General features: G+C 53.1%; 11 protein-coding genes. 6 read left to right on the forward strand and 5 right to left on the reverse strand.

From position 1 onward, the window contains the following. The first annotated feature begins 116 nt into the window (after window positions 1-116). The 5 genes from ppc (at window position 117) to gldA (ending at window position 7,694) form a co-directional block, all read left to right on the forward strand. Complete coding sequence (gene ppc / locus NNO08_RS08800; RefSeq protein WP_202037227.1) at window positions 117-2,768, forward strand: phosphoenolpyruvate carboxylase; 2,652 nt, start codon at window positions 117-119, stop codon at window positions 2,766-2,768. 209 nt (window positions 2,769-2,977) lie between these two features. Continuing rightward, window positions 2,978-4,711, forward strand: a complete 1,734-nt coding sequence (locus NNO08_RS08805) for a phosphoethanolamine transferase CptA (RefSeq protein WP_271442189.1) — start codon at window positions 2,978-2,980, stop codon at window positions 4,709-4,711. An 85-nt stretch (window positions 4,712-4,796) separates the two neighbouring features. Further along, complete coding sequence (locus NNO08_RS08810; RefSeq protein ID WP_271456574.1) at window positions 4,797-5,648, forward strand: AraC family transcriptional regulator; 852 nt, start codon at window positions 4,797-4,799, stop codon at window positions 5,646-5,648. A 267-nt stretch (window positions 5,649-5,915) separates the two neighbouring features. Further along, the gene (gene fsa / locus NNO08_RS08815; protein WP_271456575.1) at window positions 5,916-6,578 is read left to right on the forward strand and encodes a fructose-6-phosphate aldolase; all 663 of its coding nucleotides are present in this window, start codon (window positions 5,916-5,918) and stop codon (window positions 6,576-6,578) included. Between the two features lie 12 nt (window positions 6,579-6,590). Further along, window positions 6,591-7,694: a bifunctional L-1,2-propanediol dehydrogenase/glycerol dehydrogenase gene (gene gldA, locus NNO08_RS08820; protein WP_271456576.1), complete on the forward strand. Its 1,104-nt coding sequence runs from the start codon at window positions 6,591-6,593 to the stop codon at window positions 7,692-7,694. An 84-nt stretch (window positions 7,695-7,778) separates the two neighbouring features. Here the strand turns inward: gldA and katG are convergent, their stop codons facing one another. The 3 genes from katG to NNO08_RS08835 all read right to left on the reverse strand — a co-directional run bounded on the left by katG (window position 7,779) and on the right by NNO08_RS08835 (window position 12,081). Next, window positions 7,779-9,959: a catalase/peroxidase HPI gene (gene katG, locus NNO08_RS08825; protein ID WP_271442186.1), complete on the reverse strand. Its 2,181-nt coding sequence runs from the start codon at window positions 9,957-9,959 to the stop codon at window positions 7,779-7,781. A 168-nt stretch (window positions 9,960-10,127) separates the two neighbouring features. Beyond that, window positions 10,128-11,015 carry a methylenetetrahydrofolate reductase gene (gene metF, locus NNO08_RS08830; RefSeq protein ID WP_271442185.1) on the reverse strand — a complete coding sequence of 296 codons (888 nt, stop codon included), beginning with the start codon at window positions 11,013-11,015 and terminating at the stop codon, window positions 10,128-10,130. A gap of 157 nt (window positions 11,016-11,172) precedes the next feature. Next, entirely contained in the window at window positions 11,173-12,081 is a 909-nt protein-coding gene (locus tag NNO08_RS08835) for a LysR family transcriptional regulator (RefSeq protein WP_271456577.1), read from the reverse strand. 89 nt (window positions 12,082-12,170) lie between these two features. Between NNO08_RS08835 and NNO08_RS08840 the strand changes: the two genes are divergently transcribed. Beyond that, on the forward strand, window positions 12,171-12,542 hold the full coding sequence (locus NNO08_RS08840; protein WP_271449580.1) for a carboxymuconolactone decarboxylase family protein: 372 nt from the start codon (window positions 12,171-12,173) through the stop codon (window positions 12,540-12,542). Between the two features lie 81 nt (window positions 12,543-12,623). Here the strand turns inward: NNO08_RS08840 and metL are convergent, their stop codons facing one another. Together metL and metB are read right to left on the reverse strand one after the other, a co-directional pair. After that, window positions 12,624-15,056: a bifunctional aspartate kinase/homoserine dehydrogenase II gene (gene metL / locus NNO08_RS08845; RefSeq protein WP_271456578.1), complete on the reverse strand. Its 2,433-nt coding sequence runs from the start codon at window positions 15,054-15,056 to the stop codon at window positions 12,624-12,626. A 2-nt stretch (window positions 15,057-15,058) separates the two neighbouring features. Next, on the reverse strand, window positions 15,059-16,219 hold the full coding sequence (gene metB / locus NNO08_RS08850) for a cystathionine gamma-synthase (protein ID WP_271456579.1): 1,161 nt from the start codon (window positions 16,217-16,219) through the stop codon (window positions 15,059-15,061). Window positions 16,220-16,452 lie beyond the last annotated feature (233 nt).

Genomic DNA, 16,452 nt, shown 5'->3' on the forward strand with positions numbered 1-16,452 from the left:
TGGCTTTATAAAAGACGGCGAAAAAATTAAGTCCGAGAGATTTCGAGCGCAGCCAACAACGCTGTGGCGCGAAGGATACAGGACACATAAATTAAAGATGGGGTGTCTGGGTTAATATGAACGAACAATATTCCGCGTTGCGTAGTAATGTCAGTATGCTCGGCAAAGTGCTGGGAGAGACCATCAAGGATGCGCTGGGAGAGAACATTCTTGATCGCGTAGAAACAATCCGTAAGCTGTCCAAATCATCTCGCGCTGGCAATGAAGTTAATCGCCAGGAACTGCTCACCACACTGCAAAATCTGTCTAACGACGAGCTGCTGCCCGTTGCCCGCGCATTTAGCCAGTTCCTGAATCTGGCCAATACCGCCGAGCAGTACCACAGCATTTCGCCAAAAGGCGAAGCTGCCAGCAACCCGGAAGTGATTGCTCGTACTTTGCGTAAACTGAAAGACCAGCCCAACCTCGATGAAGCCACCATCAAGAACGCCGTGGAATCGCTGTCTCTGGAGCTGGTACTGACCGCACACCCAACCGAAATCACCCGCCGCACCTTGATTCATAAAATGGGTGAAGTAAACGCATGCCTCAAACAGCTTGATAACAAAGATATCGTTGATTACGAACGCAATCAGCTGATGCGTCGTCTGCGCCAGTTGATTGCTCAGTCCTGGCATACGGATGAAATCCGTAAGCTACGACCAAGCCCGGTTGATGAAGCCAAATGGGGCTTCGCAGTGGTTGAAAACAGCCTGTGGGAAGGCGTACCTAACTACCTGCGCGAGCTAAATGAACAGTTGGAAGAACATCTGGGCTATAAGCTACCTGTTGATTTTGTTCCGGTGCGTTTTACCTCCTGGATGGGCGGCGACCGTGATGGTAACCCGAATGTCACTGCAGATATCACCCGCCATGTGCTGCTGCTTAGTCGTTGGAAAGCCACTGACCTGTTCCTGAAGGACATCCAGTTCCTGATTTCTGAGCTGTCGATGGTTGAAGCCACGCCGGAACTGATGGCGCTGGTCGGGGAAGAAGGTGCGGCAGAACCTTACCGCTATCTGATGAAAATGCTGCGTTCGCGTCTGATGGCAACTCAGGCCTGGCTGGAAGCGCGTCTGAAAGGCGAAAAACTGCCAAAACCTGCTGGTCTGCTAACCCAAAACGAACAGCTTTGGGAGCCGCTGTACGCGTGTTACCAGTCTCTGCAGGCCTGTGGTATGGGTATCATCGCCAATGGTGAGTTGCTCGACACCCTTAGGCGCGTGAAATGTTTCGGCGTACCGCTGGTACGCATTGATATTCGTCAGGAAAGCACTCGTCATACCGAGGCACTGGGCGAATTGACCCGGTATCTGGGCATTGGTGACTACGAAAACTGGTCAGAAGCGGATAAACAAGCCTTCTTGATCCGTGAACTGAACTCCAAGCGCCCGCTTCTGCCACGTAATTGGGAACCCAGCAACGATACCCGTGAAGTGCTCGATACCTGCCGGGTGATTGCCGAAGCGCCTTATGGCTCCATTGCTGCCTATGTAATCTCAATGGCGAAAACACCGTCTGACGTACTGGCCGTGCATTTGCTGCTGAAGGAAGCCGGCATTGGTTTTGCTATGCCAGTCGCACCGCTGTTTGAGACGCTGGACGACCTGAACAACGCCGATGATGTCATGAGCCAGCTACTGAATATCGACTGGTATCGCGGCTTTATTCAGGGCAAACAGATGGTCATGATTGGCTATTCTGACTCAGCAAAAGACGCCGGCGTGATGGCCGCTTCCTGGGCGCAATATCAGGCACAGGACGCGCTGATCAAAACCTGCGAAAAAGCTGGTATTGAACTGACACTGTTCCACGGTCGCGGCGGCTCTATTGGTCGTGGTGGCGCGCCTGCCCATGCGGCGCTGCTCTCTCAACCACCAGGTAGCCTTAAAGGCGGCCTGCGCGTGACAGAACAAGGCGAGATGATCCGCTTCAAATACGGCCTACCGGAAGTCACCATCAGCAGCCTGTCGCTGTACACCGCCGCGATTCTGGAAGCTAACCTGTTACCGCCACCGGAACCAAAAGATGGCTGGCGTCATATCATGGATGAGCTTTCAGATATCTCCTGCGATCTCTATCGTGGGTATGTTCGTGAAAATAAAGACTTTGTACCTTACTTCCGTTCAGCAACACCAGAGCAGGAACTGGGCAAGTTACCGCTCGGCTCACGTCCGGCAAAACGCCGCCCGACCGGTGGCGTAGAGTCTCTGCGTGCTATTCCGTGGATCTTCGCCTGGACGCAGAACCGCCTGATGCTTCCGGCCTGGCTGGGTGCGGGTACGGCACTGCAAAAAGTGGTTGAAGACGGTAAGCAAAGCGAGCTTGAAGCAATGTGCCGTGACTGGCCATTCTTCTCCACGCGTCTTGGCATGCTGGAGATGGTGTTCTCAAAAGCTGACCTGTGGCTGGCAGAGTACTACGATCAGCGTCTGGTCAAAAAAGAGCTTTGGCCATTGGGTGAAGAGCTGCGTCAGCGTCTGGAAGCCGATATCAATGTGGTGTTGGCAATTGCCAATGACTCGCATTTGATGGCCGATCTACCGTGGATTGCCGAGTCTATTCAGTTAAGAAATATTTATACTGACCCACTGAACGTCTTACAGGCCGAATTATTATATCGTTCGCGCCTGGCAGAAGAGCAAGGTCATGCACCAGATCCACGCGTCGAACAGGCGCTAATGGTGACTATTGCTGGCGTTGCTGCCGGTATGCGTAACACCGGCTAATTTTTATGCCTGTCACCCTCGTGCTATTGCGCGAGGGTGATATAAAATACTGCTGTCATAACCACCTCATTTTTAATATATTCCTGTCTGCATTTTATACATCCAATGGATATTTGTTAGCAGAACGCGATTTTCGACTCGCATTGCTTCAGATCCTCTTAAGGTTTAGCCGCTAACGTTGGCGCTACGATTAAAGACAGGCTCACACTATGCAATCCTTACAACTCCAGTCTAAACCCAAATTTAGCTGGAAAGCCCTGGGTTGGGCACTCCTCTATTTTTGGTTCTTCTCTACCTTACTCCAGGCCATTATTTATTTTAGTGGCTATAGCGGAACTAACGGATTACGCGACTCAATACTGTTCAGCTCATTGTGGTTGATTCCGGTATTCTTATTCCCGAACCGTATTCGCATTATCGCCGCCGTTATTGGTGTGGCACTCTGGGCTGCTTCATTGGCCGCGCTGAGTTATTACGTTATTTACGGACAAGAATTCTCACAAAGCGTTCTGTTCGTTATGTTTGAAACCAACGCCAACGAAGCCCGCGAATATCTGAGCCAATATTTCAGTCTCAAGATAGTACTTATCGCACTGGCCTATACAGCAACCGCAATCCTGCTGTGGACGCGTTTACGCCCGGTCCATATTCCGTCGCCATGGCGTTATCTGGTGTCATTTGCGCTGTTGTACGGTTTAATTCTGCACCCAATGACCGTCAATACGTTTATCAAGCATAAGCCTTTTGAGAAAACGCTGGGCGGCCTTGCATCGCGCATGGAGCCTGCCGCGCCATGGCAGTTCATCTCTGGTTATTATCAATACCGTCAACAATTGACCGCATTAAATAGCCTGCTGAATGAGAACAACGCATTGCCACCACTGGCTAACTTTAAAGACAATTCTGGTGATGCGCCGCGTACGCTGGTGCTGGTGATTGGCGAGTCAACTCAACGTGGCCGCATGAGCCTGTACGGCTACCCACGTGAAACCACGCCGGAACTGGATGCGCTGCATAAATCCGATCCAAACTTCACCGTGTTCAATAATGTCGTGACCTCACGTCCTTACACGATTGAAATCCTGCAACAGGCGCTGACCTTCGCAAACGAGAAGAACCCGGATTTATATCTGACGCAGCCGTCGTTGATGAATATGATGAAACAGGCGGGTTATAAAACGTTCTGGATAACCAACCAGCAAACAATGACCGCCCGTAACACCATGCTGACCGTATTTTCCCGGCAGACAGACAAGCAGTTCTATATGAACCAGCAGCGTACCCAAAGTGCGCGTGAATACGACAGCAACGTGCTGGGACCGTTTAAAGAAGTCATGGCCGACCCGGCACCGAAAAAGTTCATCATCGTTCACTTGCTGGGTACGCACATTAAATACAAATTCCGCTACCCGGAAGGCCAGGGTAAGTTTGACGGTAATACCGAGAACGTACCTGCAGGTCTGAGCAGTGATGAACTGGAGTCATATAACGATTATGACAATGCCAACGTCTATAACGACCATATCATTGCCAGCCTGATCAAAGACTACAAAGCAACTGATCCGAACGGCTTCCTGCTCTACTTCTCTGACCATGGTGAAGAAGTGTATGACACGCCGCCACATAAAACGCAGGGCCGTAATGAAGATAGCCCAACGCGCCATATGTATACGGTACCGTTCCTGCTGTGGACGTCTGAAAAATGGCAGGCTGCGCACCCACGCGACTTCTCACAGGACGTTAATCGTAAGTACAGCAGCTCTGAACTTATCCATACCTGGTCAGATTTGGCAGGCTTTACGTACGATGGTTTCGATCCGACCCGTTCTATTACCAGCCCGGAGTTCAAAGAGACGACCCGCTGGATTGGTAATCCGTACAAGAAAAACGCCCTGATCGATTACGACTCCCTGCCTTACGGCGATCAAATCGGGAATCAGTAACGCTCTCTCAGGCCACTCTTTAAGAGTGGCCTTTTTTTATGATGACGGTTACTGTTTCCCTGTCCACGATCTGTCAGGGATTCACATGTATCACAACATCAGCCACCTACTTTCCCGCCTGATTAACGGCCCCTTACCGCTGCACCAGGTTTACTTCGCCAGCAGCAATGCCGTAACGCCAGAACTGGCGTATAAGGTAGATTTTCCACGACTGGAAATCGTGCTGGAGGGGCAACTTTCGGATACGGGTATCGGGAACATACTTGTTCCCGGGGACGTTCTGTACGTCCCCGCAGGAGGCTGGAATCTTCCGCAATGGCAAACGCCCGTCACTATGCTGACGATTCTGTTCGCTAAGCAGCAGTTAATCTTTAGCGTTATGCAATGGGATGGCCGCCAGTTCCAACATCTCGCCAATCAACATGTGGCACGCCGCGGGCCGCGTATCGGCTCCTTCCTGCTACAGGCGCTCAATGAAATACAAATGCAGCCCCAGGAGCAGCAAACCGCGAAATTAATTATTGCCAGCCTGTTCAGCCATTGCCGTGACCTGCTCGGTAGCCAAATCCAGACAGCATCGCGTAGCCAGGCACTTTTCGACGCCATTCGCGACTACATTGACGAACGCTACGCCTCTCCGTTGACCCGCGAATCCGTCGCCCAGGCCTTTTACATCTCACCGAATTATCTTTCGCATCTGTTTCAGAAAACCGGAGCCATTGGTTTTAACGAATATCTTAACCACACCCGACTTGAACAAGCGAAAACGCTATTGAAGGGCTACGATCTGAAAATTAAAGAAGTTGCACACGCCTGCGGGTTCGTCGACAGCAACTACTTCTGTCGCCTGTTTCGCAAAAATACCGAACGCTCACCGTCTGAGTATCGTCGGCAATATCACAGCCAGTTAACGGAAAAAGAGACGTCCCCACATTAAGGTGACGTCGCGACAAAACCCACAGAGGACAAAAAACATATTTACTGGATTTTTGTAATATTAAAAAGAAACGCGTATCCCCGGCCATCAGCATAAACTGACCAACCAAGAACATGTGAAGTATCTCCCACTTTCACCGACACATTACATTTGTCCAGCTTTTGACAGATTTGTCAGATAGCGCAGCATGCCGAAACACTCTTATCCTGAGCACAGCAAAGTATCCCGGTAACGGGCTGCTAACGAGAAATTAAGAGGGTGTTTTATATGGAACTGTACTTGGATACCGCTAACGTCGCGGAAGTTGAACGTCTGGCTCGCATCTTCCCCATCGCCGGGGTCACAACCAACCCCAGTATTGTCGCGGCCAGCAAAGAATCCATCTGGGATGTACTACCACGTCTGCAAAACGCCATCGGCGAAGAGGGCATTTTGTTTGCCCAAACCATGAGCCGGGATGCACAAGGCATGGTGGAAGAAGCCAGACGCCTGAGCAACGCCGTCCCCGGTCTGGTGGTGAAGATTCCCGTCACGGCTGAAGGCCTGGCTGCCATCAAAATACTAAAAACAGAGGGGATCACCACGCTGGGCACCGCGGTATACAGTGCTTCTCAGGGTCTGCTGGCCGCACTGGCTGGGGCAAAATATATCGCACCATACGTCAACCGCATTGATGCTCAGGGTGGTGACGGTATCCGCACAGTACAAGAACTGCAAACGCTGCTGGCGCTGCATGCGCCAAACAGCATGGTGTTGGCAGCCAGTTTTAAGACACCGCGCCAGGCACTGGATTGCTTACTGGCAGGATGTGCCGCAATCACCCTGCCATTAGACGTAGCGCAACAAATGCTCAATACCCCTGCGGTAGAGTCAGCTATAGAGAAGTTTGAGCAGGACTGGAACAACGCATTTGGTCACATCAACCTGTGAGGGAAATAAAGTATGGATCGCATTATTCAATCACCTGGTAAGTACATCCAGGGCGCTGATGTTATTACCCGTCTTGGCAGCTATCTCAAACCACTGGCAGAACGCTGGCTGGTCGTTGGGGACAAGTTTGTCTTAGGATTTGCACAATCGGCACTGGAAAAAAGCTTCCATGACGCCGGTCTGGCACTCGAGATCGTGCCATTTGGTGGTGAATGTTCACAAAACGAAATCGACCGCCTGCGTGGCGTGGCAGAAAAAGCGCAATGCGGTGCAGTGCTCGGTATCGGCGGGGGTAAAACGCTGGATACCGCCAAAGCGCTGGCGCACTTTATGGGTGTACCGGTTGCCATTGCGCCAACCATCGCCTCTACCGATGCGCCATGTAGTGCGCTGTCCGTCATTTACACCGATGCCGGTGAATTCGATCGCTATTTGCTGCTGCCAAACAACCCGGACAGGGTCATTGTTGATACCAAAATTGTCGCGGGTGCGCCTGCGCGGCTGCTGGCAGCAGGTATCGGCGATGCGCTGGCAACCTGGTTTGAAGCACGCGCCTGCTCACGCAGCGGCGCAACGACCATGGCGGGAGGTCAATGCACTCAGGCCGCGCTGGCACTGGCGGAGCTATGTTTCAACACGCTGATTGAAGAAGGCGAAAAAGCGATGCTGGCCGCCGAGCAACATGTGGTAACGCCTGCGCTGGAGCGTGTCATTGAAGCCAATACCTATCTGAGCGGCGTGGGTTTTGAAAGCGGTGGCCTGGCCGCTGCACACGCGATCCATAACGGTCTGACGGCAATCCCGGATGCACATCACTACTACCACGGTGAGAAGGTGGCTTTCGGTACATTGACGCAACTGGTGCTGGAAAACGCGCCGGTAGACGAAATCGAAACCGTGGCTGCACTGTGCCATTCCGTTGGTCTGCCTATTACGCTGGCACAACTGGACATCAAACAGGATGTTCCCGCGAAGATGCGCATTGTGGCAGAAGCGGCTTGTGCCGAAGGCGAGACTATCCATAACATGCCGGGCGGTGCCACACCAGATCAGGTGTACGCTGCGCTGCTGGTGGCCGATCAGTATGGCCAGCGGTATCTGCAAGAGTGGGAATAAGCACACCATAAAAAATCCCCGCAATGGCGGGGATTTTTCTGTCTGGCAGGCCGGATAAACGCAAAGCTTATCCGGCATTTTCGATTACAGCAGATCGAAACGGTCCAGGTTCATCACTTTCACCCATGCCGCGACAAAGTCCTTCACGAACTTCTCGTGGGCATCGCTGCAGGCATAAACTTCTGCCAGCGCACGCAGTACCGAGTTAGAGCCAAACACCAGGTCGGCGCGGGTTGCGGTGTATTTCACTTCACCGTTCAGACGGTCACGACCTTCAAAGACCTCTTTCGATTCGTCAGTCGCTTTCCATTCGTTACGCATATCCAGCAGGTTGACAAAGAAGTCATTGCTGAGCACGCCTGGACGATCGGTAAAGACGCCATGCTGACTACCATCGAAGTTGGCACCCAGGACGCGCATCCCGCCTACCAGCACGGTCATTTCCGGTGCCGTCAGGGTCAACTGCTGCGCTTTATCGATCAGTAATGACTCGGTGGTCGACACGTCAGGACGGGCACGATAGTTACGGAAACCATCTGCAATAGGCTCCAGCAGCTCAAACATCTCGATATCGGTTTGGTCCTGACGCGCATCTACGCGGCCCGGAACAAAAGGTACAGTGATGTTAACACCCGCCGCGCTTGCCGCTTTCTCAACACCTACCACACCGGCCAGCACGATAATGTCAGCCAACGAGGCGGTATGAGCAGATTTATAAATACCTTCCAGCACAGGCAGAACACGTGCCGCAGTCGCATTCACATCCCAGCCGCGTTGTGGTGCCAGCGCCAGGCGAGCACCGTTAGCGCCACCACGTTTGTCACCGCCACGGAAAGTCGATGCGGAGGCCCACGCCACCGATACCAACTCACTGACAGAAAGTCCGGAAGCTGCAATGGTCGCCTTCAGGTTAAGAATGTCTTCTTCGCTTGGGTTGAAGAACGCATGCGGCAGTGGGTCCTGCCAAATCAGATCTTCTTGCGGTACTTCCGGTCCGATGTAGCGCGATTTCGGCCCCATATCACGGTGCGTCAGTTTAAACCACGCACGGGCAAAGGCTTCGTTGAACGCTTGCGGATCGTTAAGGAAACGACGAGAGATCTTCTCGAACTCAGGATCAAAGCGCAAGGTCAGGTCGGTGACCAGCATTGTAGGCTTGCGTTTTTTCGACGGATCAAACGGATCGGGGATAATCTCCGGTGCGTCAACCGCTTCAAACTGAATAGCGCCTGCCGGGCTGCGCGTTTGCACCCACTCATATTTGAACAGGTTCTCGAAGAAATAGTTGCTCCACTGGGTCGGCGTCTGCGTCCAGACGACTTCCAGACCAGAGGTGATGGCATCTGCACCCGAGCCGCTGCCGTAGCTGCTGGCCCAGCCCAGTCCCTGCGCTTCAATTGGTGCGGATTCTGGATCAGGACCAACATGGGATGCTGGTGCTGCACCGTGGGTTTTGCCCAACGTATGACCACCACCAATCAGCGCGACAGTTTCTTCGTCGTTCATCCCCATATTACCGAAGGTCGCACGAATAGCTGCTGCCGCAGAAAGCGGCTCACCACTGTGATCAGGACCTTCCGGGTTAACATAGATAAGACCCATCTCGGTTGCGCCAAGCGGAGCTTTTGCCAGCTCTTCAGGATGACGGTGGGTCAGCCAGGCTTTCTCATCACCCCAGTTTACGTCCAGATCCGGTTCCCAGACATCTTCACGCCCTGCGCCAAAACCGAAGGTGCGGAAGCCTGAGTTTTCCAACGCCACGTTACCCGCGAGGATAAACAGGTCGGCCCAGGAAATTTTCTGCCCATATTTTTGCTTGATTGGCCACAGCAGACGACGCGCCTTATCAAGGCTAACGTTGTCCGGCCAGGAGTTCAGTGGTGCAAAACGCTGCTGTCCGCGACCCGCGCCACCGCGTCCATCGATGGAGCGATAAGTCCCTGCACCGTGCCATGCCATACGGATGAATAAACCGGCATAGGTACCCCAGTCGGCAGGCCACCACGGTTGAGATTCGGACAGAAGGGCTCTGAGATCCCCTTTCAGGGCAGAATAGTCGAGTTTGCTAAATTCTTTGCGGTAGTTGAAGTCCTCGCCCAGTGGGTTCGAACGGTTGGAATGTTGGTTCAGCAAATCTACACGGAGTTGATTAGGCCACCAGTCGCGGTTGTTCGTTCCTGCTCCCGCGCTCTGATCGTGACCGCCCTGATGAAAAGGACACTTACCGGCAGTTGATGCGTTATGGCTATCGTCGGACATGCTCATCTATATGCTCCCTTTACAGTGTTCTGACTACGATATACACCACCAGAGATAAGATATAGTCGAAATAACCCACAGATTCGATAGCTAATTCCTTTTATATTTTAAGTTACAGAGATGTAGATCAAAATGATCAATAAAAAGCCCTCCGTAGAGGGCTGGGGCATCTGTTTAATTCGGTCTTACACCCAGTGTGTGACAAATAGCGTAGCTCATCTCAGCGCGGTTGAGCGTATAGAAGTGAAAATCTTTCACCCCTTCGCGACTGAGGATCTTCACCATGTCCATGGCGATATTCGCCCCTACCAGCTTGCGGGTTTCGGCATCATCATCCAGACCATCAAACATTGTCGACATCCAGGAAGGGATACGAACATTGGTCATATCGGCAAATTTCTTCGCCTGCTTAAAGTTAGAGACCGGCAGGATACCCGGAATAATTTCCACATCGATGCCTGCTGATACGCAACGGTCGCGAAAACGCAGGTAGCTTTCCACATCAAAGAAGAACTGGGTGATCGCCCGATTTGCGCCGGCATCAACCTTACGTTTCAGGTTAAGCAGGTCTGCCTGGGCACTCTTCGCTTCCGGATGAACTTCCGGATAAGCGGCAACAGAGATATCAAAATCTGCGACGTCTTTCAGCAGGCTCACCAGATCGGCAGCATACATATCTGGTTTACCGCCACCCGGAGGCAGGTCGCCACGCAGGGCAACAATATGACGAATACCGTTATTCCAGTAATCCTGAGCAATGGTGCGCAGTTCATCGCGAGTGGCATCAATACAGGTCAGGTGCGGAGCCGCTTCGAGGCCCGTGCGATCCTTAATCCCTTTAATAATGCTGTGCGTACGGTCGCGTTCACCCGAATTTGCCCCGTAAGTCACGGATACAAACTTCGGCTTCAGGCTGCTCAGGCGATCGATGGAGTTCCACAGGGTTTGCTCCATTTCACTGGTGCGCGGCGGGAAAAACTCAAACGAAACGTTAATCTGACCCTGCACTTCTGCCAGGCTCTGATTCAGGGCTTCCCGCTGGTTGGCGTGAAAAAAGCTCATACCTTACCTCATCAATCTTATGTCGTTATATGTTGTGTTGTGAACTGCTATACGTTTAGACGTCTAGATGTAAAAATGACGGAAAAGCGTGCTGCCGTCAACACAAAAATCATCGATAAAGGTGAGGAATACTCAGCCAACGTGAAAAAAATTCACATCAGCTTGAAATGGTGAGGGATTGCATCATGAGTTCTTGCAACCACTGCAACCGGCTCTCATTCTCAGGCAACATCACTAACCCGGCACGGATACACAGCTCAGCATCGCTCAGTGGATGGAATACCACGCCCTGACGCTGGATAGCGGCAAATGAAGCCGGGAGCAAACTTAAGCCATCGCCCTGGGCAATCCGCGCAAGCAGAACATCATGCTCCAGCGGTTCTTCAAGGCAGGAAGGAGAGTAACCAGCACGGTGGAAAATCTGCCGGGTGTAGTCAAAGAAAGCCGGGTTACGTTCCCGCTGGAACCAGAACAACGGTCGGTGGTTGAGTGCCGATAAGGAAAGAGAGGCCGTACAAGCCTCTGACCAAAAGGAGGGTAATGCAGCAATTATCGGCTCTTGCCAGGCTAAAGGGGTGACGGTAAGCCCAGATGCCTCAATAGGCAAGGCTACCAGCGCCGCATCCAGTTTGCCTCGCCTTACCTGACGAACAAGTTCAGGTGAGCCGTGACGCGTGACACGCAGCATTTTTACACGAGCATTTAGCGTTGATTCAAGCGCCACAAAAACACCCTGTTCAAACGCCGTGCTTAATCCTAAACGCAGAGGTTGCACCTCCCTCTGCGCTAGCTGGCTCAATGCAAGATAGGTCTTGTCCTGTAGCGCCAGCAGTGGACGCACCATTTCTAATACGTGCTGACCCTCCTCCGTCAACGTCAGCCCACGGGTATGGCGGACAAAAAGCGTCACCCCCAGGCGTTCTTCAAGCTGGCGAATATGACGGCTTAGCGGCGGCTGCGACATAAAAAGACGTTGCGCCGCACGGCTCATGTTGTTCTCTTCGGCCACCACGGTGAAGTAGCGCAGCAGACGGATATCCAGAGAGTGCAGGGGCGATATTGTCATACCAAAAAAGTATCACGGAAACGGTATTATCCCAATCATTCTGCCCGCTCTATCCTCATGGCATACACCGCACTCACGAGGAAGAGATAATGAATTCAGAACGCTTTATTACCGGTCAGTTGATGCTGCAAAAAGTGGATGGTAAAGGGGGCGATGCGGTCGTCGAAAGTCTGCAAGATATTGCGCCAGACTTCGCCCGCTACCTGATTGAATTTCCTTTTGGCGACATCTATTCAAGACCGGGATTGGATTTACGCAGTAGAGAGATTGCTACCGTCGCGGCGTTAACGGCGCTGGGCAATGCCGCCCCGCAATTGAAGGTGCATATTGGCGCGGCATTACACGTGGGCTTAACGCAGGATGAGATCGTGGAAGTGATTATGCAGATGGCCGTATATGCTGGCTTCCCCGCGGCACTCAACGGCTTGTTCGCCGCGAAAGAGGTGTTTGCCTCTCAATAACACTGCCGGATGCGACGCTAACGCATCTTATCCGGCCTACGTTACGCACGAACCGTAGGCCGGAACATCCGCCAACAAAAACTACAGCAGTTGTGCCAGGCGATTGATGTCTGACTGAATCGCACCGGCGGTCACATCACGACCTGCGCCCGGCCCGCGGATCACCAACGGGTTATCGCGATACCAGCGGCTTTCAATGGCGAACACATTATCGCACGGCAACAGCGCTGCCAGCGGGTGTTCAGCACGGACCGCTTCAACACCCACACGCGCTTTACCATTGGCGTCAAAACGCGCCACGTAGCGCAACACCAGCCCCATTTCACGCGCAGCTTCCAGGCGTTGCACCATCTGTTCGTTCAACTCATCACCATTTTCAAAGAAATGGTCAATGGAGCCTTCTTCACAGTGTGCAGGCACCAGCGACTCAACGCGAACCTGGTCCGGCTCAATATCGTAACCTGCTTCACGCGCCAGGATCACCAGCTTACGCATCACATCTTTGCCAGAAAGATCGACGCGCGGGTCCGGTTCAGTTAACCCTTGCTGCCAGGCCTGATCCACCAGATCGGTGAACGGGACCGTGCCATCAAATTGCAGAAACAGCCAGGATAACGTGCCGGAGAAGATCCCGCTGATCGACAAAATCGTATCACCGCTATCAATCAGATCGCGCACAGTATGGTTGATCGGCAAACCTGCGCCCACGGTGGCGTTATACAGCCAGTGACGGCCGGTTTTTTCGAACGCATCATGAATTTGGCGATACTTATCACTGGTACTCGCCCCCGCCAGTTTATTGGCGCTAATGACATGGAAACCATGGCTGGCGAAGTCCAGATACTGATCGGCCAATTGTTCACTGGCCGTCACATCCAGCACCACTAAATCATCATACGGGTGGGCGCGCATCCACAGGAATAGCGCCTCTTCATCCTGCTCTACCGCTTCGTCGTCGAAGAAGGCCAGAGCACGGCTGGCATCCAGTCCTTCATAGTTCAGCAGGCTACGGCGGCTATCCACCACGCCTGCCAGCACGAATTCAAACCCGGTACGTGCGGAAAGCGTTGTTTGTTCGCGGGCGAACAGTTCCAGCCAGCGTGAACCAATATTCCCTTTACCGAACAGCACCAGACCGATACGTTTTTCTGCACGGAAAATAGACTGATGCAGGCCCTGAATCAGGCTTTCGGTCGGGCCGGTACGCAGTACCGCAACCAGACTGATCCCCTCTTCCGACTGCCAGGTAAACTCGACTGGCTGGCCTTTTAACTGCTGCCAGAAACGGTGGCAATGCAGTGGATTGCGCGTTACGCCAGCCCCAACCATCGCCACCAGCGCCAGCCCCTGGCGCAGACGCAGCTCGCCCGGCAAACCGGCTTCATCAAGAATTTTCAGTGCGCCATCAGCCACTTCGGAGGTATAGCAAAATTGCAGCAGCTGACGGTCCGGATGCACGCCAACCGCCAGCGGACGCACCTGCGTGCGTTTTAAAATCTGGTCGATATCTTTGTAAGCCAGCTTAAAGTCCTGGCCAGTGGGAACCTGAAACTCAATCAGACAGACGTCGTCATGGCTGGTCACAATGCGCGCCCCGGTACCAGAAGCCAGTACACGCTCAATCCGCGTTGACCCCTGATCCGGCGTGTAACTGCAGCGCAGCTGGAGGTCGATATCGCTACCCGAAACCGGCTGTAAGGTGCGGGCGTGCAAAACCGGAGCCGCAAGACGCGCCAGCTCGCTGGCTTCATCAAGACGCAGCAGCGGCAGCAGGCAGGCATCTTTGACTTTACGCGGGTCCGCACTATAAACCCCGGCGACATCGCTCCAGATAGTCACGCGGGAAACGCCTGCCAGCGCACCCACCTGCGTAGCTGAATAGTCAGAGCCGTTACGCCCCAGCAGCACCGTTTCACCCGCATTGCTACGGCTGATAAACCCGGTAACCACCAGGCGCTTGCCTGGATGTTGAGCCAGCAGTTGTTGCAGCAACGGATAAGACAGACCTTCATCCACCTGCGGCTGGGCACCGCGTTCAGCACGTAAAAACTCACGCGCATCCAGCCAGGCAGACTCCAGTCCCTGCTGGTTAAGGACAGCAGACATCAAACGCGCCGACCACACTTCACCATGCCCCACCACTTCGGCATAGACGGCTTCATTCACACCGCTGTCGAGCAATCCGGCCAGACGCTCCAGATCGTGAATAAACGCACCGATCAGCCCATCAGCCACATCTGGTGGTAACAGGCCACTAATCAGCTCACCTTGATAACGGCGTAACGCCTGCTGAACCTGATGCGCAGAAAGACGATCGGTCTGGCTTAACTTAAGCCAGCTAATCAACTGGTTAGTGGTACTGCCCGCGGCGGAAACAACCATCATGTCGTCAGGCTGCGAGTACTCCGCCATAATACCTGCGACACGCAAATAACATTTCACGTCTGCCAGACTACTACCACCAAATTTGTGCAGTTGACGACCCTTCGCCCCTGCCTGCGCAATCACACTCATGTTTACCCCTTGTTTGCAGCCCGGAAGCCATTTTCCAGGTCGGCAATTAAATCTTCGCCATCTTCAATACCGGTGGAGATACGCAGTAGCGTTTCAGAAATTCCGGCAGCAGCACGCGCTTCTGGCGCCATACCCGCGTGTGTCATGGTCGCGGCGTGGGAGATCAGACTTTCAACGCCCCCTAATGATTCCGCCAACGTAAACAATGACAACCCGCTCAGGAAGCGACGCAATGTTTGCTCGTCGCCATCCAGTTCAAAACTCAACATCGCGCCAAACCCTTTTTGTTGACGCGCGGCAATCTCATGCCCCTGATTATCCGGCAGTGACGGATGATACAGTTTCTTCACCAACGGCTGGGTTTGCAGGTAGTCCACAATAGCCTGAGCGTTACGTTGTGCCACTTCCATACGCGGCGACAGAGTACGCAGGCCACGCAACAGCAGATAGCTATCAAATGCGCCGCCGGTTACACCAATATTATTCGCCCACCATGCCAGCTCAGTGACTGTCTCCGGATCTTTCGCTATCACCACGCCAGCCACCACATCCGAGTGACCGTTTAAATATTTCGTGCATGAATGCAACACCAGATCGGCGCCCAATGCCAGTGGATTTTGCAGTGCAGGGCTTAAAAAAGTGTTGTCGACAACGCTCACCGCACCCGCCTCACGCGCCAGTTGGCAGATTTTTGCAATATCCACCACACGCAGCAACGGATTGCTTGGACTTTCGATCAGTACCAGCTTTGGTTTTTCCGCCAACGCCGCTTTCAGCGCCAGCTCATCACCCTGATCGACAAACAGCACGCGATAGCAGCCACGTTTTGCCAGACTGTCAAACAGGCGGTAGCTACCACCGTAACAGTCGTGCGGTGCGACCAGCAGATCGCCAGGCTTCAGGAACACCGTCGTCACCAGATGAATCGCCGACATGCCGGTATTGGTCAGCACTGCACCAGCGCCCCCCTCCAACTCCGCCAGCGCACGCTGAACCACATCACGCGTCGGGTTGCCACGGCGTGAATAATCATGAGCACGCGGCTCATTAAAACCGGTGAAATTATAGGTACTGGAGAGGTGAATCGGTGGGACAACGCAACCGTACTGCTCGTCGTCATTTAATCCGCTACGCACTGCAATGGTGGCCTGTTTACGCGTCATATTGAGGAGATCCTGGCTGAGTCGGTGAAAAGTCAGACACCAGAGTAATCATTGTTACAATAGCCGTCAATACATCTGGACATCTAAACTTCTTTGCGTATAGATTGAGCAAACAGGAAATAGCCGTTAAAATTATATGCATTAGCGTACATTTGCGTCGGCTAACTTCGTGTCAGGGCCGCGCCACTACGATAAACTACGCGCAATTATGGTCCGGGCTCAGGTTCTGGCCT

The organism is Citrobacter sp. Igbk 17 (assembly GCF_028069775.1).
Taxonomy (GTDB): domain Bacteria; phylum Pseudomonadota; class Gammaproteobacteria; order Enterobacterales; family Enterobacteriaceae; genus Citrobacter.